The 23,123-nt window shown below is 68.2% G+C and carries 21 protein-coding genes, 2 tRNA genes and 1 pseudogene; 7 read left to right on the forward strand and 17 right to left on the reverse strand.

The window, feature by feature from the left end; translation table 11 throughout:
* Positions 1–1,096 precede the first annotated feature (1,096 nt).
* The gene (locus tag ABZ896_RS37035) at positions 1,097–2,068 is read right to left on the reverse strand and encodes a toll/interleukin-1 receptor domain-containing protein (RefSeq protein WP_360939024.1); all 972 of its coding nucleotides are present in this window, start codon (positions 2,066–2,068) and stop codon (positions 1,097–1,099) included.
* Positions 2,069–2,710: 642 nt separating this feature from the next.
* Here ABZ896_RS37035 and ABZ896_RS37040 point away from each other — a divergent pair.
* Positions 2,711–3,508, forward strand: a complete 798-nt coding sequence (locus tag ABZ896_RS37040) for a toll/interleukin-1 receptor domain-containing protein (RefSeq protein ID WP_360939026.1) — start codon at positions 2,711–2,713, stop codon at positions 3,506–3,508.
* A gap of 75 nt (positions 3,509–3,583) precedes the next feature.
* Here ABZ896_RS37040 and ABZ896_RS37045 read toward each other — a convergent pair whose 3' ends face one another.
* The 3 genes from ABZ896_RS37045 to ABZ896_RS37055 are packed head-to-tail and all read right to left on the reverse strand — an operon-like array spanning position 3,584 to position 5,378.
* Entirely contained in the window at positions 3,584–4,015 is a 432-nt protein-coding gene (locus ABZ896_RS37045; RefSeq protein WP_360939028.1) for an HIT domain-containing protein, read from the reverse strand.
* Between the two features lie 2 nt (positions 4,016–4,017).
* On the reverse strand, positions 4,018–4,872 hold the full coding sequence (locus tag ABZ896_RS37050) for a macro domain-containing protein (protein WP_360939030.1): 855 nt from the start codon (positions 4,870–4,872) through the stop codon (positions 4,018–4,020).
* A gap of 2 nt (positions 4,873–4,874) precedes the next feature.
* The gene (locus ABZ896_RS37055; protein WP_360939032.1) at positions 4,875–5,378 is read right to left on the reverse strand and encodes a TIR domain-containing protein; all 504 of its coding nucleotides are present in this window, start codon (positions 5,376–5,378) and stop codon (positions 4,875–4,877) included.
* Between the two features lie 701 nt (positions 5,379–6,079).
* Here ABZ896_RS37055 and ABZ896_RS37060 point away from each other — a divergent pair.
* A pseudogene (locus ABZ896_RS37060) lies at positions 6,080–6,382 on the forward strand (helix-turn-helix domain-containing protein); the annotation flags it as partial.
* A gap of 6 nt (positions 6,383–6,388) precedes the next feature.
* On the opposite strand, the gene ABZ896_RS37065 reads toward ABZ896_RS37060, so the two are convergent.
* The 4 genes from ABZ896_RS37065 to ABZ896_RS37080 are packed head-to-tail and all read right to left on the reverse strand — an operon-like array spanning position 6,389 to position 8,155.
* On the reverse strand, positions 6,389–6,841 hold the full coding sequence (locus ABZ896_RS37065; protein WP_360939034.1) for a hypothetical protein: 453 nt from the start codon (positions 6,839–6,841) through the stop codon (positions 6,389–6,391).
* A 9-nt stretch (positions 6,842–6,850) separates the two neighbouring features.
* Complete coding sequence (locus ABZ896_RS37070) at positions 6,851–7,249, reverse strand: hypothetical protein (protein WP_360939074.1); 399 nt, start codon at positions 7,247–7,249, stop codon at positions 6,851–6,853.
* A complete protein-coding gene (locus ABZ896_RS37075; RefSeq protein WP_360939076.1) occupies positions 7,249–7,677 on the reverse strand; it encodes an ATP-binding protein in 429 nt (142 codons plus the stop codon). Before ABZ896_RS37075 ends, ABZ896_RS37070 begins: the two co-directional genes overlap by 1 nt.
* A gap of 46 nt (positions 7,678–7,723) precedes the next feature.
* Positions 7,724–8,155, reverse strand: a complete 432-nt coding sequence (locus ABZ896_RS37080) for an NUDIX hydrolase (protein ID WP_360939036.1) — start codon at positions 8,153–8,155, stop codon at positions 7,724–7,726.
* 85 nt (positions 8,156–8,240) lie between these two features.
* Here ABZ896_RS37080 and ABZ896_RS37085 point away from each other — a divergent pair, with 85 nt between their 5' ends.
* Complete coding sequence (locus ABZ896_RS37085; RefSeq protein WP_360939038.1) at positions 8,241–9,026, forward strand: GntR family transcriptional regulator; 786 nt, start codon at positions 8,241–8,243, stop codon at positions 9,024–9,026.
* A 22-nt stretch (positions 9,027–9,048) separates the two neighbouring features.
* Here ABZ896_RS37085 and ABZ896_RS37090 read toward each other — a convergent pair whose 3' ends face one another.
* The 3 genes from ABZ896_RS37090 to ABZ896_RS37100 all read right to left on the reverse strand — a co-directional run bounded on the left by ABZ896_RS37090 (position 9,049) and on the right by ABZ896_RS37100 (position 9,917).
* Positions 9,049–9,411, reverse strand: coding sequence for a hypothetical protein (locus tag ABZ896_RS37090; RefSeq protein ID WP_360939040.1), 363 nt, complete (start codon positions 9,409–9,411; stop codon positions 9,049–9,051).
* Between the two features lie 168 nt (positions 9,412–9,579).
* Positions 9,580–9,652 (reverse strand) — tRNA-Arg (locus ABZ896_RS37095).
* 174 nt (positions 9,653–9,826) lie between these two features.
* A tRNA-Ser gene (locus ABZ896_RS37100) sits at positions 9,827–9,917 on the reverse strand.
* Positions 9,918–10,085: 168 nt separating this feature from the next.
* On the opposite strand from ABZ896_RS37100, the gene ABZ896_RS37105 reads away from it, so the two are divergent.
* The gene (locus ABZ896_RS37105; protein ID WP_360939042.1) at positions 10,086–10,538 is read left to right on the forward strand and encodes an SSI family serine proteinase inhibitor; all 453 of its coding nucleotides are present in this window, start codon (positions 10,086–10,088) and stop codon (positions 10,536–10,538) included.
* 181 nt (positions 10,539–10,719) lie between these two features.
* Positions 10,720–15,729 carry a PAS domain-containing protein gene (locus tag ABZ896_RS37110; protein ID WP_360939044.1) on the forward strand — a complete coding sequence of 1,670 codons (5,010 nt, stop codon included), beginning with the start codon at positions 10,720–10,722 and terminating at the stop codon, positions 15,727–15,729.
* Positions 15,730–15,765: 36 nt separating this feature from the next.
* On the opposite strand, the gene ABZ896_RS37115 is transcribed toward ABZ896_RS37110, so the two are convergent.
* From ABZ896_RS37115 to ABZ896_RS37140, 6 genes are all read right to left on the reverse strand, one after another.
* On the reverse strand, positions 15,766–17,409 hold the full coding sequence (locus ABZ896_RS37115; RefSeq protein WP_360939078.1) for a long-chain fatty acid--CoA ligase: 1,644 nt from the start codon (positions 17,407–17,409) through the stop codon (positions 15,766–15,768).
* A 184-nt stretch (positions 17,410–17,593) separates the two neighbouring features.
* A complete protein-coding gene (locus tag ABZ896_RS37120) occupies positions 17,594–18,151 on the reverse strand; it encodes a SigE family RNA polymerase sigma factor (RefSeq protein ID WP_360939046.1) in 558 nt (185 codons plus the stop codon).
* A 228-nt stretch (positions 18,152–18,379) separates the two neighbouring features.
* Entirely contained in the window at positions 18,380–19,546 is a 1,167-nt protein-coding gene (locus tag ABZ896_RS37125) for a lipid-transfer protein (protein ID WP_360939048.1), read from the reverse strand.
* A complete protein-coding gene (locus tag ABZ896_RS37130; protein WP_360939050.1) occupies positions 19,543–19,947 on the reverse strand; it encodes a MaoC/PaaZ C-terminal domain-containing protein in 405 nt (134 codons plus the stop codon). Before ABZ896_RS37130 ends, ABZ896_RS37125 begins: the two co-directional genes overlap by 4 nt.
* Positions 19,944–20,909, reverse strand: a complete 966-nt coding sequence (locus tag ABZ896_RS37135) for a bifunctional MaoC family dehydratase N-terminal/OB-fold nucleic acid binding domain-containing protein (RefSeq protein WP_360939052.1) — start codon at positions 20,907–20,909, stop codon at positions 19,944–19,946. The genes ABZ896_RS37130 and ABZ896_RS37135 overlap by 4 nt, the downstream gene beginning before the upstream one ends.
* Positions 20,910–21,079: 170 nt before the next feature.
* Positions 21,080–21,394: a hypothetical protein gene (locus ABZ896_RS37140; RefSeq protein ID WP_360939054.1), complete on the reverse strand. Its 315-nt coding sequence runs from the start codon at positions 21,392–21,394 to the stop codon at positions 21,080–21,082.
* A 348-nt stretch (positions 21,395–21,742) separates the two neighbouring features.
* Here ABZ896_RS37140 and ABZ896_RS37145 point away from each other — a divergent pair, with 348 nt between their 5' ends.
* Both ABZ896_RS37145 and ABZ896_RS37150 read left to right on the forward strand, forming a co-directional pair.
* Entirely contained in the window at positions 21,743–22,612 is an 870-nt protein-coding gene (locus tag ABZ896_RS37145; RefSeq protein ID WP_360939056.1) for a bifunctional DNA primase/polymerase, read from the forward strand.
* Between the two features lie 69 nt (positions 22,613–22,681).
* Complete coding sequence (locus ABZ896_RS37150) at positions 22,682–23,116, forward strand: hypothetical protein (RefSeq protein ID WP_360939058.1); 435 nt, start codon at positions 22,682–22,684, stop codon at positions 23,114–23,116.
* The last annotated feature ends 7 nt before the right edge of the window (positions 23,117–23,123 follow it).

The following is a 23,123-nucleotide window of genomic DNA, read 5'->3' on the forward strand; positions in this document are numbered from 1 at the left end:
ACCGCCAAACCGGCCGAGGACGACCACCAGCTTTTCCCACCGCAGGGACCGAATCAGCTCGGTCAGTGACTACACCACTCGGCGGGACACCATCCGAAGTTCTGCGGCATCTCGCAAGTCCGTTGCGATCCGTAGTCTCGCTGCTGCCCCTACCCCCTCTTCGTGCTCCACGATGCGTCGGACGGCGGTTCTCATCAGTTTGTCGGCGAACTCGGATCGTGCGGCGGGGTCTCTCCTGGGCCTGTCGGTCATCAACATATGTTGACATCGAGGACCTGCGAGCGAGCGCAGTTACCTATTTATGCAGGTCAGCGCGCCGCTCAAGCGGTGCTGTACCTAGATAACCTCCAGGGGACAGCGGAACGGCCCCCGGGGCTAGCGGAGGCCGTTCCAACACCATCTGCCATGTGACTGAGAGGTGTGCTATGAACCTACGCCGCGTGCGTGGGTACCGCCAGCGTCGTGGGCTTGCCGGCCGACGCCTAGGACTAACTGCGGTGACGCTGAGCGCCTTCGCGCTCGTTTTCTGGTTGCCAAGCTTGGGGGGCGCTATCAGCACAGCCTGCGGTGTTGCATCCTTGGCGCTGGCCGTGAAGGGGCAACGGCGCGGAAGTGGGGACATCCTTGAGGCCAGCGAGCGCGACGACGCCGTCCGCGAGCAGCCCGCTGACATGATTCACCAGACTGGGGGAGAGGGTGTCGGCCAGGGGGACCTGGACACTATGCGGACCTAGCTGCCCTCCAGGCCTTGAAGCGACGAATAGCCAGTTCAGGAGGAAAAGGCCTCCTGAACTGGCTTTCGCTGCGCTCCGACAGGATAAGGTCCTGCGACACCCGCTTTAGGAGTTCGATCCGAACCCGTTCCGGAGGCCGTCGTCGACGGGTGTGACAGTCGGACAGGGGTGCTGGTGTGCGTCCCCGTCCAGTGTCGTTGATGTCAGCCGTGGATGTCAGAAGCCTTGTGATCCGTAGCTCTACAGAGATCGGTCATTGCAGGTCACATGGGCTGCCTGAGGGGTGGTGACAGCCGATGGTGGTCGCTGGCGGTTGCTGTTTCTTCACCTGGGAAGGGGTGTCCACCCTACGGGGAGTCATGTCAGATTTGCCGTCGTAGAGTTGGGCTAACACTGTTCAGCCGTGTGTGATCCCCCATGGTGAGGCTGTAGGACAGCAAGCTCCGAAGTTGTAGATCCTCAAGTAGTTCACGGACCACGAGCAGGGGAACGTTCGCACGGTCTGCGAGGACGTGCATGATCCGGTCCCCGGTCGGTGGATCGTTGACCAGCAGTGCGATCACGCGGCGGCGGCCCTCGTCGACATCAGGCATGACGGCCTGGATGCCAGCGCTGTAGCCGTAGGACGTCAGATTGGCCCGGTTCACACGCTCACCGAAGAAGCGGACATCGAGGTAGTGCTGCTCGGCCAGCGCGGTGGTGGACTCGTGCAAGTTGGCGCCCACCAAGCCGGCTTCCTGAGCCTTCTGCTCAATCGCGGGCCAGTCCAGTAGCTGGGGATGGCCTGCTTCGATTGCGGCTTGGATGGCCAGCGTGAGCAAGAACGCGTCCGCTGAAGCAAGACCAGGAATCTGAGCCGGCGCATGCGCATAGGTCGGCACTGCGCCGATGCTCGGCTTGCGTGGTGTTCCGTGCAATGTGTCGGCGATCTCTTGCGCGGCCTTGGCGATGCCCTCTGGGCTGCGCTCAGCGTTGTGCCACACCAGATGCCGCAGAGGCGCGGGAACCTCGACATCGTCCAATCGGACCGGGATCAGCCGGGTGCCACGCTCGATCCGCGAAACCATGCCTTGGTCCAGTTCTTCCCGTACCCATGCCTTGGATACCGAGTGGCGAGACACGACGACTACTACGGCATCGGCGTGTGCGAGACCCTCATCGAACAGCTTCTGCACCAGGCTGTCTCCTGGGCGGATCTCCCACCTATCCAGCCAGGGATCGACGCCCAGCCTGGCGAGATCGCGAGCGAGTGGCTCGGTGAACGCGGCCTTATCTTCGCTCGCGTGCGATAGGAAGGCTTTTGGGTGCTGCGGTGGGGGTGATGCATCGGTCATAGCCTCCAGCATGCCTGCTCGTGGCGCAGTCGGTGGCTCAAAGCGCCCGGTGGTGCGACACCCGCCCGCCGTTCCGGACAACGAAGAATCCCCGGAGTCTGCGACCTGGGCGTCTGGTGGGAGACGAGAATCGGGCTCGTGCCCTCAGCTTGGGAAGCTGCGGGCATTTTGCGGGCGGTTGGGCTGCTGATCTGGTGGAACGGCCACGACACGGCCTCGTCGAGCCCGGCTGCTTTCACCGTGGTTTCCCGTGCAGGTAGAGGGCTCGGGCCCTGCGGTCCCAGTGTCAACGTCGACTGTTCTGGCGGTCATGAGCGGCACCACGATGGCGGTCACGAGGCAGATCGAGCCGGCCGCGCCGATGAACAGGGAGACGATGCCGCCCGACCACCGGTTCGTGGACGTCGAGCTTACCGACGCGCCCCTACCTACGGACTGCTTCCTCTCGAAGCGACTTGGGTGTGGTGCTGCCTTGGGCTGGAGTACCTCTCAACTGCGCTGATGGTCCGTCAGCGTCCGCGGTCGTCCGCTGCCTTCTGTCGGCACCGTTACGCAGTCAGACACATAGTGATCATGATCGCTTAACAGGCACAAGTACGCGAAAGGGGAGACAGCTCCTCACCACGCCAGTACGATCAGCCCATGGATGGCAGGTGGTCTGGGAGACTTCGACTGGATCTAGTAGACGCTCTCGCTGATCTACCCGGGGCAGACACAGACACCTTCTTCTCCGCATACGGCCTCAGCGAGGCGTATCACCGCCCCGGCCGGATGGCGAGTAAGAAGGCCAAGATCAATTCGGCGATCCGAGCGGCCGAGGCTCAGAAAAGAGTTGAACTAGTTCTTAGCGCCGCAGCAGATCATTTCCGATTGACACTAGCCGAAGACTCGACACAGTATGCCGCAGAATTCACCGCTACCCAACCATCAAGGAACGAGATGAATTCTGGCGGGTCAGTCTTTATTAGCCATGCGTCGGCAGACAGTGAGCTGGCTGCAGCCTTGAAGGATCACCTAATCCTCGGTGGTGTCCCACACCGCAGAATATTCTTCTCTTCAGAAAATTCCACTGGAATTCCAGCCGGTCAGAATGTGCACCGCCACCTCCAGGAAACTTTGGCCAACTCAACCTTGGTGATCGAGCTCATTAGCCAGACATTCCTGACCAGACCATACTGCCTGATGGAGCTCGGCGCAGCGTGGGTTCTAAACAAACCCACATACCCCTTGGTGGTCCCGCCTCTGAACATCCTTGAAGCCACTAGGGCGGTCGGAGATGTAAAAATGCGCCGACTCGGAACAGATGCTGAGGCAGATTCCATTTTTGACGAGCTGCACGAAATGCTTTCTAATGTTGGATTTTCCCTCCCTTTGCGTTTCTGGAGTGAAGCGGTGCAGAAATTCAAAAGGGCCACACGCGGAGTTATTCAGGACGGCTGACGTCGAAACGCGGGCCCAATTATCTCACAAATCGTCAACAACGGTAATTCCTTTTCTGCAATGTCGGTTCAGCGCTTAGAAATTCATTCGTAGCCGCTCGGCGATGCGGTCCGTTTCAGTGATGCTCAGTTCGGGAACCTCGTTCCAGTTTGTGCCCCCACCTTCAACCGTACCTGCCACATGAAAGTGGAAATGCGGGATTGCTTGGTGTGCGTCGATCCCGTTATTTTGCCACACACTGATCCCTGGCCGTCGATCAGTCCTATCGATGGCCTTGGACGCTCTCTGGAGCAGATCGATTACTGCGTGCGCCTCGGCCGTGTGAAGGTCTAGAAGCGTTGGCGCGTGGCGCGTCGTTACCACCAGCAGATGGGATATACCGCGCTGTTCTCGTGGGACAAGGATAGCGGCCAGGCTTTCTCGGTGGAGAATTGTGAACGGGCGATCACCCTTCAGGTAATCACAAAATGCGCATCGGTGCGCGTCAGGAACTACGAGATGGTTCATCTTTAGGACTTTTTCAGCGATTGTAGAAAGTCCTGGATCTCTAGCATGTCAATCCGTTTCTCGTCCTGCGGGCGAATGACAATAACCAACTCTTCGCATACTCTCTGATATCGCGATGCGAACATGAAAGAAAGAATGAGGAAGCGAATAGCGTCTTGAATTGGCAGAATGGTGGACATGCCGGATTGTCCAAGACCGATAATCGGGGCAGCGACCGGTTCGCCGTTGGAGCGCGACCGCACCTCGACCCAGAGCTTTTCCAGTGCCTCCCAAAGGATGCCGATCGAGGTCGAGACGTTGTTGTTTTGATCCATGGTCGTGTAAGCAACGCAAAAGTAATGCGTACGATTGTGGCGAATGCAAGCGACAGTGCCGAGCGGATACCGGGTTGACTTTCCCGGTTTTGTGACACCCGTTTCTACTGGCGTCTTGCTAACTAGGGCCGAAGTGAGATCGGAATTGAAAGCGGATACGTCATGCCTATAGATGCGCTTAAGAAGCTGCCCTTGTACGCTGTTCTCGGCGATAATATGCGGGGTCTCGACATCGAAGAAATCTGACATCCCGATGACTAGATTGGTTCCCTGATTAAATAGGTCGCCGGTTACCAGCTTCACCTTTGTATCTGGAGAAGAGTAGTGCTGCTCTACCGGGTACGGCCAAGACTGCCAAATAGCGTAAATGAGAGCTGCTGCTGGCAGGATCAGAATCTCTGGCAGATTGAGCTTTCCTAGAGTGTCTGGAGAGAAAAGATCGAACAGGCTCAACGCGACGGAGAAGAATCCGAGGGCGGCGAAACCGCTAGTTGCCAAACCACGCCAAAAGCGCCGATTGCGGAGATCTCGTGTCAGCTGCATCACTAGAGCCTGTCGTAAATGCTTTGCTCGTAGTAATGCGGGCCGCTTTTATTGCTAGACGCAAATTTGGCTGCATAATTGTCTAGGGCAAACTTGATGATTGCCGGACTGAATGCGACTGAGAGGGTGTAGTAATCTGCGTCGAGGAGCGGCTTAGGGATGAAGTTTCGGTCGACCTTCTTGTTGCCGTCATGGTTTGCGACAACGATCGGGAGATCAAATTCCTGCATGATTTCGATCTCGTAAGCCAAGAAAGAACTCCCGTCTCCGCCTTTTCCTTTGGCCTCGGGAGTGCCAATGAGAACGATTTGCTTTGCGTTGCTCATTCGCTGGCGAAGGTTGCGCTTGATCGTCGTGGGTAGACTAGTATCACGGGAAACGTAGAGATCGTGGGCGTCGTAGAAATCGAAATCAATGTTGCTATTCTCTCGCCACGCTTCCATGAGGCGATACAACCGGATGTTCTCGCTGGCGAACGCCACATACGTCTTGTTGCGATAGCTCACGTTTCTCCCCAGTCCCAAGGAGCGGTGTCCGGATTCTAGGCACAGATGCAGCTCGGACGCGGCTAAATCGGGAAGAAGACTGAGTTGGTGGCGGTTTGCGGTAGGTATCCGAGTGTGCTGCCGAGTGGTTCGCTACGCCCGCCGAACGAGGCCCCAGCTCCCATCCCGTCCGCCGTCGACCCACACACCGTGGAGCGGACGTGGTTCATGGCGTCCAGGTGGAGCGCGCCACTGTACGAACGACCTGGACGCCATGGGCCGCGTCTGCTCGGCTCCGCCTGGGTCGACGGCGGACGGGATGGGAGTTCCCCGCACTCACCGCAATGTGCTCGCGGCCGGGTACGGCGTCCCCTCCACCCGGTGCCGGCCGATCCCCGCCGGAGGCATCGTCCTTGATCGAGGCCGAGATTGGTCGACACTTTCCGTGTGCGGGCGGGCGTCGGCGCAGCCGGGGCGAAGCGTGCCGAAGGCAGGAGCGGCGCCCCGAGCGGAGCCGTGAGCCCGCCCCGGCGACGCGGAGCGGCGCCGGGGGCTTGAACCAGTAGAGAAAGTTGTAACTCAGTCTGAGGCGTGGGCCTGTGTCTTGTCTCGGTTGATGCTTGACGTTGTGGCTTCACTTGATGCTTGACACCGCTTGCCTCGGTTTGGCTGTGCGCGTCCTGATCGGCGTGCGCGGGAGGGCCGGGGCCGTGCTGGTGGAGCTGAGTGTGGTCGAGCAGCGGTATCACGCGGTGATGGAGGTCGCCGCGGGGGTTGCGGTCACTCAAGTCGCGGCCCGGTATGGGGTGTCGAGGCAGTCGGTGCATGCGTGGGTGCGCAAGTACGAGCAGTCCGGCTTGTCGGGGCTGGCGAACCGGTCACACCGTCCGGTTTCGTGTCCGCATCGGATCGCCGGGGAGGTGGAGGCGGTGGTGTGTGAGCTGCGGTGCCGGCATCCCGGCTGGGGTCCGCGCCGCCTGGTGCACGAGCTGGAACGGCGGGGCATCATCCCGACGCCGACCCGTCAACCATCAACTGAGACTCGACACTGAGGCGTGGGCCTGTTGGGTCTCTGTCGGCGAGTGTCCGTCCGGCTTGGCGCTGTCCCGGCCCTGGTGATCAGCGGCGCGGAACTCGTCCAGGAGCTCGAAGAACACCTCCATGGCGGGCCTGCCGGATCCCTCGGCCTCACGCTCGATCTCTACGGCCCAGCCGAGGGGCGAGTGACGGCCCAGGCGCTGCCACAGCCACTCGGCAAAGCGGCCCTGACTGCCCGGGGCCCAGAAGTCGAACGGCTCCGCAATGTCGTAAATCCCTAGAGCAACGCGATAACCGGTCAGCATGGAGTCCAGGTGCTGCAAAGAACTTCGATTGACCCACATGCCTGGACGGAGTCGCACTTCCTCCAGGAAGTCGTACGCGTCGGCGAGATCTTCGACGCGCCTGGGCTTGCGTCTCGTCTCGCCTACGTCTGAGTCGGTCATGCGGGCACTCTAGTGAGAAGCCGTGCCTGTTGAAGGCCCTGTGCGGGGCTTGAACTGGTGCGTGCAGGCTGGGATGTCGATGGCCTGGCGGTGTGCGAGGGGCAGGAAGAGTGCTGGTCGGATCGTCCAAGTGATGCGGGTGTTGGCTTGGGTGAGGGACACCGCGCAGGGTTCGGCGCGCAGGAGTGCTTTCCTCGTCGCGATGCGGCCGTCGTATAGCCACTCCCACGCTTCCTGTGAGGCGTCGGGATCCAATGCCGGTGAGATCGTGCGCAGTGCGACCGCTACCCATCTGTCGGCCTGCGGTGCCGAGTATGCATCGAAGGATGCTCGGAGGACCGGCCAGGTTTCCTCGGCGAGGTCTTCGGTCCAACACTCGCACCAGTAGCCCCGTTGCGGCTTGTCCATCACCACGGGTGACCTACCGCGGGTCGGTCTGTGTAGAGCTCCGCGGTGATCGTGTGGCCGCCGTCGCTCTCGTGGACGACGACCCGGTGAGCGATCACGCTGACCATGCCCAGGCCCCGGCCGTGCTCGGCGTCCTGGTCCTGGCGCTCGACCTTTGGGGCCGTGCCGGCACCTCCGTCGTCCGTCACCGACAACGCGATTACCTGCGCCGATACAGCCAGTGCCAGGTGGAAGCTGCCCGCCTCCTGACCACTCGCCGTGTGCAGGATCGCGTTCGCGCTCAGTTCGCTCACGACTAGTTCGGCGTCCTCGGCCCATAGCGATCCGCTGAGGATGTCGCGGGTCCAGCGGCGGGCCCGGCTGACCTCTTCCGGGAGACCTGGGCAAGTGAGTCCCCAGACCTCGGTTGTACTCGTATACTCGTGTATACAAGTTCCTTCGTGCTGGTAGGCCGCCATGTGCAGCGGGTTCGGGCTAGACGAGTTTCACGCCGTCGTGGGCGCGGATGGCAGGTGGAGACGCCGCGTCCATCGCGTCCAGGACGCGGATGGCGTACGCCTCGTCGGCGAGTTCGGAGACTTCTTCGCGGGTGGCCCAGTGCAGGGCTCGGGTTTCGTCGCCGGTGGTGGGGGTGCCGTCGGCGGGCTGGCAGCGGAAGACCAGGGAGACGATCAGGCCCGTCATGTTCTTGTAGACGCCCGTCAGGGTTGCCGGGGCGGCGATCTTGATGCCGGTCTCTTCGAGGACTTCGCGTTGCAGGGCCTCGGGGATGGTCTCCTCGCGTTCGAGAACGCCGCCCGGGGGCTCCCACTTGCCGTTGTCACGGCGCTGGATCAGGAGGGCCCGGCCCAAGTCGTCGATGACGACTCCGGCCACGCTTACGGAGTGCGGGCGTTCTGTGCTCACGTTCCTCGGCCCTCTCGGATGGCTAGGCTCTTCACCGTAGCAACGACACTCACCCACACGTCTAGATATCTAAAGGAGTACAGGGGTGCCCTCTCTCCCTTCCGGTCTCCTCGGGGATCTCGACCCCACGAGCGATCGTGCGGTCTTCCGGCAGATCGCCGACCAGCTGCGCGAGGCAATCGACCGTGGGCGATTCCGCGAGGGCGACAAGCTGCCCTCCGAGGCTGAGCTTGTGGACCACTACGGGGTATCCCGGATGACCGTCCGCAACTCCTTCTCCATCCTTCAAGGGGAAGGACTCGTCCATGCCGAGCACGGCAAGGGTGTCTTCGTCCGGCCCCGCCCGCCCGTGCGGCGGCTCGCCTCCGACCGGTTCGCCCGCAGGCATCGCGAGCAGGGCAAGTCCGCGTTCATCGTCGAGGACACGGTCGGCAGTCATCCCCAGGTCGACAGCCTTGAGGTCAAGGAAGAGAAGGCCAGTCAGGACATCTCCACCCGGCTCGGGTCCGTGCGGCGGGTGCTTGCCCGGCGGCGGCGCTACCTCCTCGACGGGCGGCCCGTCGAGTTCGCCACTTCCTACCTCCCCCTCGACATCGCCCGCGGTACGCAGATCGCCGAACCCAACCCTGGGCCCGGCGGGATCTACGCCCGCCTCGAAGAACTCGGGCACCGCCTCGACCACTTCGAGGAGGAGGTCCGGGCCCGGATGCCCTCGCCGAGCGAGGTCAAGACGCTGCGCCTGGCGGCCGGCGTGCCCGTCATCCATCTCGTCCGGACCGCCTTCGACAGCGAGGGGCGGGCCGTCGAGGTCTGCGACACCGTCATGGCGGCCGACGCCTACGTCCTTGCCTACCAGCTCCCCGCGACCTGATCGCATGGTCGGCGGCGCAGTTCTAGACGGCCGGATCGTCCCCATCCTCAGGGGCCGGAGTGAACCAGTGGCCGATGTTGGTCCACATGAAGCCCTCCCGCCACGCGGGCTTGTCTGCCGCCCAGTCGAGGAGTGCTTGCAGGACCTTCTCCTGCGACACCGTCTGCGTCTGGTAGTGCTCTGCGGGAACGCCGTCCCGGTACTCCAACTGGTAGGTGTTGGTCTCGCGGAACAGCACCTGGATGTACCAGTTCCCTTCCTGGCTCTCGTCCTGCCGCTCAAGGAGCAGGTGATCGCCCTGATCCAGGTCGGCGAGCATCGTGCCTATCTTCGGCTTCGAAGGGCGCTTCACCACATGGCCCCGACTGTCGGTCGCAATCAGCATGGGCAGAGCATGCTGCAGGGGACTGACAACGACCCGAGCCGCGAGGCTCCGCGACCGTCAGGCCGGCGGGATCGCCGGAGGACACCGTCTCGGTGCCGGCATCAGCCACTTCCGTACAGCCCGGAAACGCCAGAGGCCCCGGAGTGATCCGGGGCCTCTGAGTTGCTGTGCACTCGGCAGGATTCGAACCTGCAACCTTCTGATCCGTAGTCAGATGCTCTATCCGTTAAGCTACGAGTGCTTGTTTTGTTTTCTGCCGCTTCCTGCCCTTCCGGGCCGCTCGCGGCGACAGGAAGAACATTACATGACTGGTGGCGCCATGTGAAATCCGTTTGGCGCACCCCTTGTGAGCTGCGGAAACGTCGTGGAACGTCGAAGCCCCGGTCGGGTGGACCGGGGCTTCGGTGATCTTGCGCGGAGGCGGAGGGATTTGAACCCTCGATGGGATTTAAGTCCCAAACCGCATTAGCAGTGCGGCGCCATAGACCGGACTAGGCGACGCCTCCAGCACAGCCGCTCGCGCGAGCGGTGCGTGCAGATGATGACACAGTCGCAGGCCGTGTCACCAATCGGCCTCCACGGTACTAGGGAGGTGGGGGGCAGGGCAAAGGTGATCCGGGGGGCGGTGGCATGGGCGCGCGCAACGTCCGACGGGCTCCCGCGTTAGTCAGGTCATGTCATACGTCACTCGCCGGCCCGGCCGGTTCGCGTCCTTAAGCCCCTTGGCTCCCCTTTCCCTGCTCCTCGCCGGCCTCGCCCCCACCCCCGCGGCAGCCGCCGCCGGCACCAGCACCGGCATCGACGGCGACCACCTCACCGTCACAGTCCAGAACGCCGGTGCCCGGGACGGCACGTACGACATCCGCTGTCATCCGGGACGTGGCAGCCACCCCGACCCCCAGGGCGCCTGTGCCGCCGTAGAGCGGAACACGCGGTGGGGGCAGGATCCCTTCGCGCCGGTTCCGCAGGGCACCCTCTGCACGATGCAGTACGGCGGGCCCGCCACCGCGCATGTCACGGGGACGTGGGCCGGGCGGCCCGTGGACGCGCGGTTCGACCGGAGCGGCGGGTGTGACATCGGGCGTTGGGACCGGTTCGTGCCACTGCTGCCCGCCGTAGGGGCCTAGCACCGGCGCGCGCAAGATGTGCGGTCACACGTTCTACTTCACTTCGTCGTGCGACCTCCCTCTCATCTCACGCCCCCGGCACAACCGCTGCGCTTAGACTCCCTCGCGTGACACGTCGCGGGCCGGTTGGCAAGATGGCCGGAGCGGTCGGCAAGATGCGGTAACAGGAGGGAAGCGTCTCGTGAGCAGCAGGCCATCCCGAGGCGCTGCTCGCCTCGCAGCCATACTCGACGCGCTTCCCGACGCGTTGGTGCTGGTCAACGCCAATGGGACCGTCGTCAATGCGAACACCATCGCGCTTGAGGCCTTTGAGGCGCCCGGGACCGCGCTCGTCGGGCGCGGGCTGCTCGATCTGCTTCCCCAGTTCGACTCCAAGCTCATCCCTGGCTCCATGCGGCGGCCCGACCACATGGATCCCCGCGGGCGGACCAAGCCGACGCGGATGGTCGCGCGGCGGACCGACGGGACCGAGTTCCCCGTCGAGGTGACCAGCGCCAATCTCGAGAACGGGCAGCAGGCGTACGACGGTTACGGCTACAGCGGCGACGAGCTGCTGATGCTCGTCGTCCGCGACCTGACCGGGACCGTCGACACCGAGGCCGAGCTGGCGCGCTCGCAGCGGCAGACCGAGATGATCCTGCGGGCCGCCTCCGAGGGCGTCGTCGGCACCGACACCGACGGGCGGATCGTCCTCGTCAACCCGGCCGCCGCCCAGATACTGGGCTACCGGGCCAGCGACCTCGGCGGGCGCGAGCTGCACGACCTCATGCTGCACTCGCGCGCCGACGGCACGCCCTTCCCGTACGAGGAGTCCCCGCTCGCCGACACCCTGCGCTCCGGGCGCAAGCACCGGGTGCGCGGACAGGTGCTGTGGTCCAAGAAGGGCGAGAAGGTCCCGGTGGACCTGACGACCGCCCCCGTGCGCGACGGCGACCAGCTCGTCGGCGCCGTGATGACCTTCAACGACCGGCGGCCCTACGACGCCCTCGCCGAGGAGAAGGACGCCGTCGAGAAGCGGCACGCCGAGGAGATCGACCGGATCGAGGAGGAGCACGCCTCCGAGCTGACCGCGCTGCGGCAGAAGCACGTCACCGAGGTCGAGGAGCTCCAGGAGCAGCACGACGAGGAGATCGCGGCCGGTGAGGAGCGGTACGCCGCCCTCGGGGAGCGCGAGAAGGACCGCTACGAGGCGCTCGCCGGGCGCCACGACCAGCTGCTGACGCTGCTCGGCCGCTCCCTGCGCGGGCCCCTCGACGAACTGCGCCGCGAGCTGTCCGCCCTCGCCGCGGACGACGCCGGCCAGCTGTGGCCCGAGGCCAACCAGGTCCTGCACCACCTCTCCGCCGGGTACTCCCGGATCACCAACCTCATCGACAACGTCCTGCAGTACCAGCTGCTCGACGCGGGCAGCGAGAACATCGTCCGGACGAAGGTGATGCTCGACGCCGTCGTCGCCGCCGGGGTGGACGGTGCGGTCGAGCTGATCGGGCCGGGACGCGTGCAGTTCGCCGTGCACGCGCCGCCCATCGAGGCCGAGGTCGACGCGCGGCGCCTCGCGACCGCGCTCGCCCATCTCGTCGCCGACGTCGCGGGCGTCGACGCCACCGGCAACGCGCCCGTCTCCGCGGGCGGTTACATGGACAACACCGTGGTCGTGGCGGCGGCGCAGCGCGGGGAGGTCGTACGGATCGAGGTGCGCGGGCCGTACGCCGGGGGAGACCCGGTGCACGAGCCGATCGTGCGCGGGATCGTGCGCGCCCACGGCGGGGTGCTGCAGACGCACGAGGTGCCGGGCATGAGCGGCAGCGCGTACGTCCTCGAAGTGCCCATCGGCGGTGGGGCGGGGGCCGTCGCGGCTCCGGGTCCGGCCGCGTTGGAGGCGGCGCCCTCGGACGACCAGGGCGCGGGGCACACGTCCGGGGCCGGGCGGCGGCGGGGGCGGCGGGCCTCCGTCGACTCCTTCCTCGACGAAGGGGACGGCGCCGCGCACGAGAACGACGGCTCCGAGGCCGCGGCGCCGACCGGACGGCGTCGGCGGCGCGCGGCGGGCGAGCCGGAGCAGCAGCCGCTCGCGCTGCCCGCGCAGGCCTCCGGGGAAGGCGGGGAGGGCTCCGGCTCGGGTTCCAGCTCCGGCTCCGGTTCCGGTGGTACGGGGCGGCGGCGCGGGCGGGCCGCGGAGGCTCCGCAAGGGGGTGCCGACGGGGTGTCCGAGGGTGCCGTCGTGACCGCCGCCGAGCATGCCGCGGGGGCCGCGGCCGTGGGGAGCGGGCTGGGCGGGACCGTGCCGCCGCAGGGCGTGCCGGTGCCTGCGTCGCCTGCGTCGACCGGGCGGCGGGCGCGGCGTGAGGGTGGCGAGCAGCACGCGTTGCCGGCGGCGCTGCCCGCGGTGGCCTCCAGGGATGCCGGTCAGGGTGTGCCCGCGGACGGGGCTCAGCAGCCGGAGGGGCGTCGACGGCGGGCCCTCGCCGCGGCCGCCGAGCGCGCCGCCGCGCAGGAGGCCGGACCGCGCGCGGTCTTCGCGCTGCCGCCGGCCGACGCGGACCGCTCCGCGGAGGGGGCGGAGGGGTCGGTTCCGGCTCAGGTGCAGGGTGTGCAGGGGCAGATGCCGGTGCCGGGGCAGGCCGGGCAGGTGGGCCAGGCGGTGGGTCAGGTGCCGGGGCAGGTTCCCGGGCAGGTCGTGGGGCAACCGCAGGTTCCCGGGCAGGTCGTGCCTCCGGGTGCCGGGCCCGTGCCCGCCGATGGGCTTGCGCAGGTGCCGGGTGCGATTCCGGGCCAGGTGCCGGGGCAGGCCGTCCCGGCCAATGGGCTCGCCCAGGTTCCCGGACAGGTACCGGTCCAGCACCCCGGTCAGCCCCTCCCCGCCGACGGGCTCGTCGACGACGGTCGGCACGACGCCGTACCGCATGACCAGGCCGACGACCACACCCCGCCGCAGCCGCACCCCACCACCGCGCCGACCGGCCGTCGGCGGCGGGCGGTGGGGCAGCCGGCGGAGGGTGCGGCCGCCGGTACGCCCTCACAAGGAGTGCCCGCACAGGGGGTTCCGGCGCAGGGGGTTCCGGCGCAGGGCGCTCCCGCGCTGGGGGCTCAACCGGGCGCGCCCGCGCAGGGAATGCAGCCGGTCGCACCCGGTCAGCCGGTCCCGGTGGGCGGCGCCGTGGCCCCTGGCCAACCCGTCCCCGTGGCACCCGGCCAACCCGTCCCCGTGGCACCCGGTCAGCCCATCCCCGCAGGCGTTCCTACGGCCCCTGCCGCGCAATTGCCCGGTCAGGTGGCGTCGGGGCAGTTCCCGGGGGTTCCCGTGCAGAACGCGACCGGGCAGGCCGGCCTGGTTCCGCAGACGCCTCCCGGTGCCGCCTCGCCCCTCCCGGCCGCCCCCGGACAGCCGATCCCGGCCCAGGGAGTCGCTCCGCAGGCGGGTCTCCCGGGACAGCAGGGCCTCGTCGCGCAGCCCGGTCTCCCCGGACAGCAGGGCCTCGCCCCTGCCGCCCCCGGCCAGCCTTCGCTTCCCGGCCAGCCCGGACTCACCCCGGCAGCCCCCGGCCAACCCGCACTTCCCGGCCAACCCGCACTTCCGGGCCAGCCCTCGCTCCCCGGACAGCCCGGCCTCGCCCCGGCGGCCCCCGGCCAGCCGACCCCCGCGCCGGGCATCCCGCACGGCACCCAGGCCCAGCCCGGCGCTCAGCCCGGCATCCAGCCCGGCCTGTCCCCCACCGCCGCAGCCCCCGCCCACCCCGGCACCCCGGCCACCCCCGCCCAACCCCTCCCCGCCGAAACACCGGCCCCTCAGCCCGCGGCCCCCGCTTCACCATGGCCCGGTGCGCAGGACACCCCCGGCGCCGGGACCGCCGTAACGGCGAACGGGGCGGCCGTATCCGCCGTGCCCGCGAGCGCGCAGACTCCCCCCGACGGCACCACCCCCGCGCAGCCCCTGCCCGCCGAGGCGGCCGGCGCGTCGGTGGATCCGAACTCCACGCAGGGGCGGGCGTTCAGTGTGCGGACCCTCGGTCAGGGCGTGCCGTTCACGCGGCAGGCGGCGCAGGTGCAGCAGCCCGGGCCCGCCACGCCTCCCCCGCACCAGTCGAACGGATCCGGGCGGCGCCGCAAGCTCGGTACCCGGCCCGATCCGGTCGCCGGTGCTCCGGAGCAGGCCGCGCGGCCGCATCCGGCGACCGAGCAGCCCGTGCCGGGACAACAGGCGCTGGGTCAGCAGTCGGCGCCGATGCAACAGCCCACCCCGGCCCAACAACCCCTGGCCGCGCAGGCGCAGACACCGGCTCCCGTGGCCCAGCCGCAGCCCTCGTCGGCCGGCCAGTCGCGGCTCGCGCACGCGACGGAGGCGACCGGGCGGTCGTACGCCATAGGGGCGCCGGACGAGAACGCCGCCGAGGGGCCGGAGCCGCTGGACGGTCCCGGTGGGGCCGTAGAGATCCCGGACACCCCGCGGCCGCAGCCGATGGACGACGAGCTGCCCCCGGAGCCGCTGGACAACCCGCGGCGGCTGCTGGTGTGGCCCGCGCCGGACGTGACGACCCAGCAGGCGCTCAGCGACCGCGGGTACCGGCCGGTCGTCGTGCAGTCGCGCGAGGAGGTCGACGCGCAGATCGCGGCGTTCCCCGCCGCGCTGTTCGTGGACCCGCTGACCGGGCCGATCACCCGGACCGCGCTCCAGTCGCTGCGGCAGGCGGCGGTGACGTCCGAGGTGCCGATCATGGTGACCGCCGGGCTCGGACAGGCCTCGCGGGAGGCGGCGTACGGCGCCGACCCCGCCGTACTCCTGAAGGCGCTGGCGCCTCGGGACAGCGAGCAGCATCCGCCGCGGGTGCTGCTGATCGAGGAGCACGCGGAGATCGCGCTGGCGCTGACGGCGACGCTGGAGCGGCGCGGGATGCAGGTCGCGCGGGCGGCGAGCGACAACGACGCGGTGACGCTGGCCGGGCAGCTCCGGCCCAACCTCGTGGTGATGGACCTGATGCAGGTGCACCGGCGGCGGGCCGGGATCGTGGACTGGCTGCGCGCCAACGGGCAGCTCAACCGGACCCCGTTGGTCGTCTATACGGCGGCCGTGGACCAGGCGGACCTGCCGCGGCTGGCCTCCGGCGAGACCGTGCTGTTCCTCGCCGAGCGGTCGACGAGTGCCGAGGTGCAGTCACGGATCGTGGATCTGCTGGCGCGGATCGGTACCAACTGACTCCCCACAGAAGTCAGTTGGTACCGGAGGGCCTCGTCAGAGCTGGGTGACGTCCAGCTCCCCCGCCGCGTACTGCCTGCGCAGCACCTTCTTGTCGAACTTGCCGACGCTCGTCTTCGGGACCGACGCGATGATCGACCAGCGCTCCGGGAGCTGCCACTTGGCGATCTTTCCCTCGGCGGCCAGGAAGGTCCGCAGGGTCTCGAAGTCGGCGGTGGCGCCCTCCTTCAACACGACCGTGGCCAGCGGGCGTTCGCCCCACTTGTCGTCGGGGACGGCGACGACCGCGGCCTCGGCGACGTCCGGGTGGGACATCAGGGCGTTCTCCAGCTCGACCGAGGAGATCCACTCGCCGCCGGACTTGATGACGTCCTTGGCGCGGTCGGTGAGGGTGAGGTAGCCGTCGGGGGAGATGGTGCCGACGTCGCCGGTCTTCAGCCAGCCGTCCTCGCTGAACTTGTCGGCGGGGCGCAGGGGTTCGGCGCCCGGGCCGTTGTAGTACGCGCCGGCGATCCACGGGCCGCGGACCTCCAGCTCGCCCGCGGACTCGCCGTCCCAGGGCAGCCGCTCGCCGCCGGGGCCGGAGAGACGGGCCTCGACGGAGGTGGGGAAGCGGCCCTGGGTGAGGCGGTACGCGAACTCCCGCTCGGTGCCCACCGCTTCGGCCGGCGGACGGGAGACGGTGCCGAGCGGCGAGGTCTCCGTCATGCCCCAGGCGTGGCAGACCCGCATGCCCAGCTTGTCGAACGCCTCCATGAGGGCGGGCGGGCAGGCGGAGCCGCCGATGGTGACCTGGGTGAGGTGGGAGACGTCCCGGGGCCGGGCGGTCAGCTCGGCGAGCAGGCCCTGCCAGATCGTGGGGACGGCGGCCGCGTACGTCGGCTGCTCGCGCTCGATCATCTCGGCGAGCGGCTCGGGCTGCAGGAAGCGGTCCGGCATCAGGAGGTTGACGCCGGTCATGAAGGTGGCGTGCGGCAGGCCCCAGGCGTTCACGTGGAATTGGGGAACGACGATCAGGCCGGTGTCGCGGTCGGTCAGGCCCATCGACTGGGTCATGTTGACCTGCATGGAGTGCAGGTAGATCGAACGGTGGCTGTAGACCACGCCCTTGGGGTCGCCGGTGGTGCCGGAGGTGTAGCACATGGCGGCGGCCCGGCGCTCGTCCAGCTCGGGCCAGTCGTAGTGGGTGGGCTTTCCGGCGAGCAGCTCCTCGTACTCGTGCACGCGCGCGTGGGTGCCGTCGAGGAGGGAGCGGTCGCCCGGGCCGGTGACGACGACGTGCTCGACCGTCTTGAGGTGCGGGAGCAGCGGGGCGAGCAGCGGGAGCAGGGAGCCGTTGGCGATGACCACCCGGTCGGCCGCGTGGTTGACGATCCAGATCAGCTGGTCGGCGGGGAGCCGGAGGTTCAGGGTGTGCAGGACCGCGCCCATGGAGGGGATCGCGAAGTACGCCTCGACGTGCTCGGCGTTGTTCCAGGCCAGCGTCGCGACGCGCTCGTCCTCGGTGACGCCGAGGTCCTCGCGCAGGGCGCGTGCCAGCTGGGCCGCGCGGGTGCCGATCTCGGCGAAGGAGCGGCGGTGCGGCTCGGCCTCCCCGGTCCAGGTGGTCACCTGCGAGGTTCCGTGGACCGTCGACCCGTGGGTCAGGATCCTCGAGATCAGCAGCGGTACGTCCTGCATGGTGCTCAGCACGGCGTCCTCCCGGGTGGCGACATTGCCTGCGCGGTCGTAAGGGTTGCGCCGATTCTGCGCACATACCGCGCGGTATGTCACTAGAGCCGGGCGATCGATCACGTCACGTTGTGTTCACAACGGCTGATCACCGCGCCGGGTTCCCCGCGGGGCAGGGCTTATCGGGCAGGGCTTATCGGGCGAGCACCAGCTCCGGGTCCTCGCGGAGCTTGCCGAGCGCGCGGGAGACCGCCGACTTCACCGTGCCGACCGAGACGCCGAGGACCTCGGCCGTCTGGACCTCGCTGAGGTCCTCGTAGTACCTGAGGACGACCATCGCCCGCTGGCGGGCCGGCAGTTTCATGATCGCCCGCCACATCGCGTCGTGCAGGGCCTGCTGCTCGGCCGGGTCGTCGTCGCCGGGCAGTGGGTCGGGCTCCGGGAGCTCGTCGGTGGTGAACTCGTCGACCTTGCGCTTGCGCCACTGCGAGGTCCGGGTGTTCAGCAGGGCCCGGCGCACATAGCCGTCGAGGGCCCGGTGGTCCTCGATGCGCTCCCAGGCGACGTAGGTCTTGGTCAGGGCGGTCTGCAGCAGGTCCTCGGCGTCGCTCGGGTTCGCGGTCAGCGACCGGGCGGTACGCAGCAGCACCGGCTGGCGGGCCTTCACGTACGACGCGAAGGTGGGGTACGCGAGAGTCCGCGACGCCGGTGCGGCGGCCGTCGACGCGCTGGTGCAGACGGGTGTGGTCATGGCTCCACGCTAGGTTCGAGGGCACCCTCCGCTCATCGGCCGCAGGTCCCGAAGAGGACTCCCCCTCAGGTTGTAGGGGTGGGGCTGGCTGCACCTCCTGAAGGTGGACGAGGAGGACCGCCGTACTGCGGGTTTACCCCTGGGGTGTGATGCGCCGCCTGGGCTGGCCTGCTTTTCTGCCGGGGGTCCGGGGGTTGTCCCCCGGGAAGGCGCAGCACCCCTGGGGTGTCATGCGTCCTTGGTGAGGATCAGCCCCGATGTGGGTACCCCGGTGCCCGCCGTCACCAGGATCCGCTCGGCGTCCGGTACCTGGTTCGCCGCCGTGCCGCGCAGTTGTCGTACGGCTTCCGCGATGCCGTTCATGCCGTGGAGGTACGCCTCGCCGAGCTGGCCGCCGTGGGTGTTCAGGGGCAGCTCACCGAGGCGTACGAACTCCGCCGCCTCGCCCTTGCCGCAGAACCCGAACTCCTCCAGCTGCATCAGCACGAACGGGGTGAAGTGGTCGTAGAGGATCGCCACGTCGACGTCGCGCGCGTGCAGGCCGCTCGTGCGCCACAGCTGGCGGGCGACCACGCCCATCTCGGGGAGGCCGGTGAGGTCGTCGCGGTAGAAGCTCGTCATCTGCTCCTGGGCGCGGCCCGCGCCCTGGGCGGCCGCCGCGATCACGGCGGGCGGCTTTGGAAGGGCACGCGCGCGTGCCAGTGAGGTGACGACGACCGCCTGGCCGCCGTCGGTCTCCTGGCAGCAGTCCAGCAGCCTGAGCGGCTCGACGATCCAGCGCGAGGCCGCGTGGTCGGCGAGGGTGATGGGGCGGCCGTGGAACCAGGCGGCCGGGTTGGTGGCCGCGTAAGCGCGGTCGACCACCGCCACGTGCCCGAACGCCTCCGGGGTGAGGCCGTAGGTGTGGAGATACCGCTGGGCGGCCATCGCCACCCAGGAGGCCGGTGTGAGCAGCCCGAAGGGCAGCGACCAGCCGAGGGCGACCCCTTCGGCGGACGGTTCGCGGTGCTGGACGCCCGAGCCGAAGCGGCGCCCGGAGCGCTCGTTGAAGGCGCGGTAGCAGACCACCACCTCGGCCACGCCCGCCGCGATCGCCAGCGCCGCCTGCTGGACGGTCGCGCAGGCCGCGCCGCCGCCGTAGTGGACCCGCGAGAAGAACGACAGCTCGCCGATCCCGCAGGCCTGGGCGACGGTGATCTCCGGGCTGGTGTCCATCGTGAAGGTCACCATGCCGTCGACGTCGGCGGGGGTGAGCCCGGCGTCCGCCAGCGCCGCCCGCACGGCCTCGGCGGCCAGGGCGAGTTCGCTGCGGCCGGAGTCCTTGGAGAACTCGGTGGCGCCTATGCCGACGATGGCGGCCCGGCCGCCGAGGGCGTCACGCGCGCGTGCGCTCATGTCGCGGTCCCCGTCGTCGCGGCTCCCGTCGAGAGGGTGACCGTGCCCGTCACGTGCTTGCCGAGACCATTGGTACCGACGACCCGGACGACCACGCGGTCCCCCTGGAGGTCCTCAATGGTGCCCGTCAACACCATCGTGTCCCCCGGGTAGTTAGGCGCGCCGAGCCTGATGGCCACCTTGTGCAGCACGGTCGTAGGGCCGAAGTGGTCGGTGATATAGCGGCCGACCAGGCCATTGGTGGTGAGGATGTTCATGAAGATGTCCGGGGAGCCCTTCTGGCGGGCCAGCTCAGGGTCGTGGTGCACATCCTGGTAGTCGCGGGAGGCGATCGCGCCGGCGACGATCAGGGTGCGGGTGACGGGGATCGTGAGGGGCGGGAGCGTGTCACCGGGCTTCACGCGAGGGCCTCCTCTTCGGCCGTACGGAACACGGGCAGCACCAAGTCGCCGTCGTACGTCTGGAATTCGAGCCGCACCGGCATCCCGATCCGCACCTTGTCGTACGGCGTCCCGATGACGTTGCTGATCATCCGTACGCCTTCCGCGAGTTCGACCAGGGCGACGGCGTACGGCGGATCGAAGGCCGGGAAGGGCGGGTGGTGCATGACGACGTACGAGTAGACCGTGCCCGTTCCGCCCGCCTCGACCGTGTCCCAGCCGGGGGCGCCGCAGTGCGCGCAGCCGGGAAGCCACGGGAAGCGGAGGGTGGCGCAGGCGGTGCAGCGCTGGAGGAGGAGGCGGTGCTCGGCGACGGCCTTCCAGAAGCCCTCGTTGTCACGGTTGACGACGGGGCGCGGGCGGGTTCGCGCGGGCTTGTCCGGCTTCGAGGGCCGGCGCACGGGGGCGTACTTGAGGATGCGGAAGCGGTGCGTGCCGACGAGGTCGGGACCCACGCGGACGTCGGTGCGGGTGGTGACGAAGTACCCGGTGCCGAGCTTGGTGGTCTTGCGGTCCGAGACCGACTCGATGATCGTGTCGAAGGTGATCTCGTCGCCGGGGCGCAAGGGGCGGAGGTACTCCTGCTCGCAGTCGGTGGCGACGACCGAGGTGCAGCCCGACTCGTCGAGGAGGGCGAGGAGTTCGTCGTACGCCGGGGCGCGGCCCGTATGTCCGTCGCCGCCGGTGTGGCCGGTCAGGCCGCCCATCGTCCAGGCCTGGAGCATGGTGGGCGGGGCGACGGCGTCCGGGCCGCTGTACGCGGGGTTCGTGTCGCCGAGGGCCTCGCACCAGTGGCGGATCATGGGGGCGTTGACGGGGTCCTTGCCGGTGCCGGCGACGGCGGCGGGGCGCCCTTCGTAGGCCTTGAGACGGGTCACCAGGTCGTCGTCGGTGTTGCGGCGGGTCACCGGGTCGTCGTCCACGACAGTGCCCTTCCGGGTTGGGGTTTCTGACTGTCCGTCAGATATGAGGGGATGTCAAGGTCGGTTGCCCGTACCGGAACACGCCTGCGCGACGGCGCCGTAGCACCGCCGCGCGGACGTGTCACACCCCACATCTCCCCGGTTCCGAGAGGGCGTTCAGCCCTCCCGCGTCACCACCACAGCGGGGTGAAGTTGACGGACCAGTTGTCGTTGCCCTGGTTGATGGCCGTGAACGCGGAGCCGTTGACCTGCGCGGTGTTGCTCTGGTTCGTGGCGCCGGAGCCGACCGCGTTCTGCTGTGTGGTGGACGAGTTGCCGTTGTTGGTGCCGCCGACCCCACTGCCGACGATGCTCGCGACACCCGCGTTCGATCCGTCGTCCGCGAAGCCGCCGTTGTCCGCCGCCGCGACGCCGGTGAACAGTGCGGCGGCGAGCGGGAGGGCGGAGACGGCGGCGATGACGCGGGCGGTACGGATGCTTGCCATGTTTCTTCCTCCAGAACCCGGCTTCCTAGCCGGAAGTACGTCAAGTAAGGCTGTTCCCGGGGCAGTTGGCCGACCGCCTCGGTGCTGTGCACGACGTCGCGAGATCAGAGTTGCCCAGCGGGTCGCCGTAGAACCAGAGCGGAAGGGGTTATTCCCCCTGAAGCGTGAGGGCAAGTCGATAAACCCCTTTCACGACCTTGTGGTGCAGGTCAGGGCACTTACATCCGTCGGTGATCAAGTGGGACAAGAGGGGAAGCGTTCCCGCACTTTTCCAGCCAATCGCCCCGGCTCGGCGCGTCGCGCCCGCTCACCCTTCCCTTTTTCGAACATGCGTACGAACATAGAGGCATGGCCACCACCGACCGGCAGGCCACGACGCTGGCCCTCGCACACGCCCTGTCAGCCGCCGAGCGCGGCCTGGCCGTCATCCCCCTGTCCCGTTCGAAACTCCCGGCGCTCCGCTCCCCGCACCGCGACGACCCACTCGCCCCGCTCTGCCATGGGGAGTGCGGCCGCTTCGGTCACGGGGTCTACGACGCCTCGACCGACCCGGCCCGGATCCGCGAGATGTTCACCACGGCCCCCTGGTCGACCGGCTACGGCATCGCGTGCGGGCTCCCGCCGCACCACCTGATCGGCGTCGATCTCGACACCAAGTCGGGCACGGACTCCTCCGCGGCCCTGCGCGAGCTGGCGCTGCGGCACCTGTTCACGATCCCCGAGACGGTCGTCGTCCTGACCCCCAGCGGCGGCCGCCACCTCTGGCTCACCGGCCCGCCCGACGCGGCCGTCCCCAACTCGGCCGGCCGCCTGGCACCGGGCATCGACATCCGCGGGGCGGGCGGGTACCTCGTCGGCCCCGGCTCGCGCACCGACCACGGCGTCTACTCCACGGCCCCCGGTACGGCCCACCTCGCCCCGGCGGTCTGCCCGCCGGCCCTGCTGCGCCTGCTGCTCCCGCCGCCCCGGCCCGTCCACCCCGCGACCCATCCCTCGGCGGGCGACCAGGGCCAGGGCCTGGTCCAGTTCGTCCTCGCGGCGCACGAGGGGCAGCGCAACACGCGGCTGTTCTGGGCGGCCTGCCGGGCGTACGAGAACGGCATCGGCCCGGCGCTGGTCGCTCCGCTGATCGACGCGGCGCTGAACACGGGGTTGTCGGAGCGGGAGGCGAGGGCGACGATCGCGTCGGCGGCGCGGATGACGGGGCGCCGGGGGTGAGGGCCCAGTGGGCTCTGCCCTGTGGAAAACCCGGAGCGCCTGTCGGTGGGCCGACCTAGGGTGCTGCCCATGTCACTGACCTGGATCGTCCTCTCCTCCGGCCGCTCGCTCGATCTGACCGAGGTGCGGATGTCCTCGACGTACGGCGGCATGCTGGAGGGCTATCCCTGCAAGCCGGTCAACGAGTGGAAGATCCAGGGCCTCGTGCACAGAGCCGGGACGGCGTCCCCGACGACTCCCGTACACCTCGTCCCGCCACCGCGCGCGTACCCGGAGGACGACCACGTGGGTGCGTTCGGCCCCGTCGAGATCCTGCCCGCGGTCTCCTGCATGGGGTTCTTCAGCTCCACGCCCATCGACCCCGACCTCGATCCGGTCCTGCACCGCTCGGCCCTGACGGTGGTCTGGTTCCAGCCCACGCCGGAGGTGCCGTCGGAGAGCGCGGCGGAGCAGGCGCTCCTGGACCTCGCGTGGGATGAACTGGCCAAGGACCACGAGCTGTAGGCGCACC

The organism is Streptomyces sp. NPDC047072, from assembly GCF_040643855.1.
In the GTDB taxonomy this organism is placed as follows: domain Bacteria; phylum Actinomycetota; class Actinomycetes; order Streptomycetales; family Streptomycetaceae; genus Streptomyces.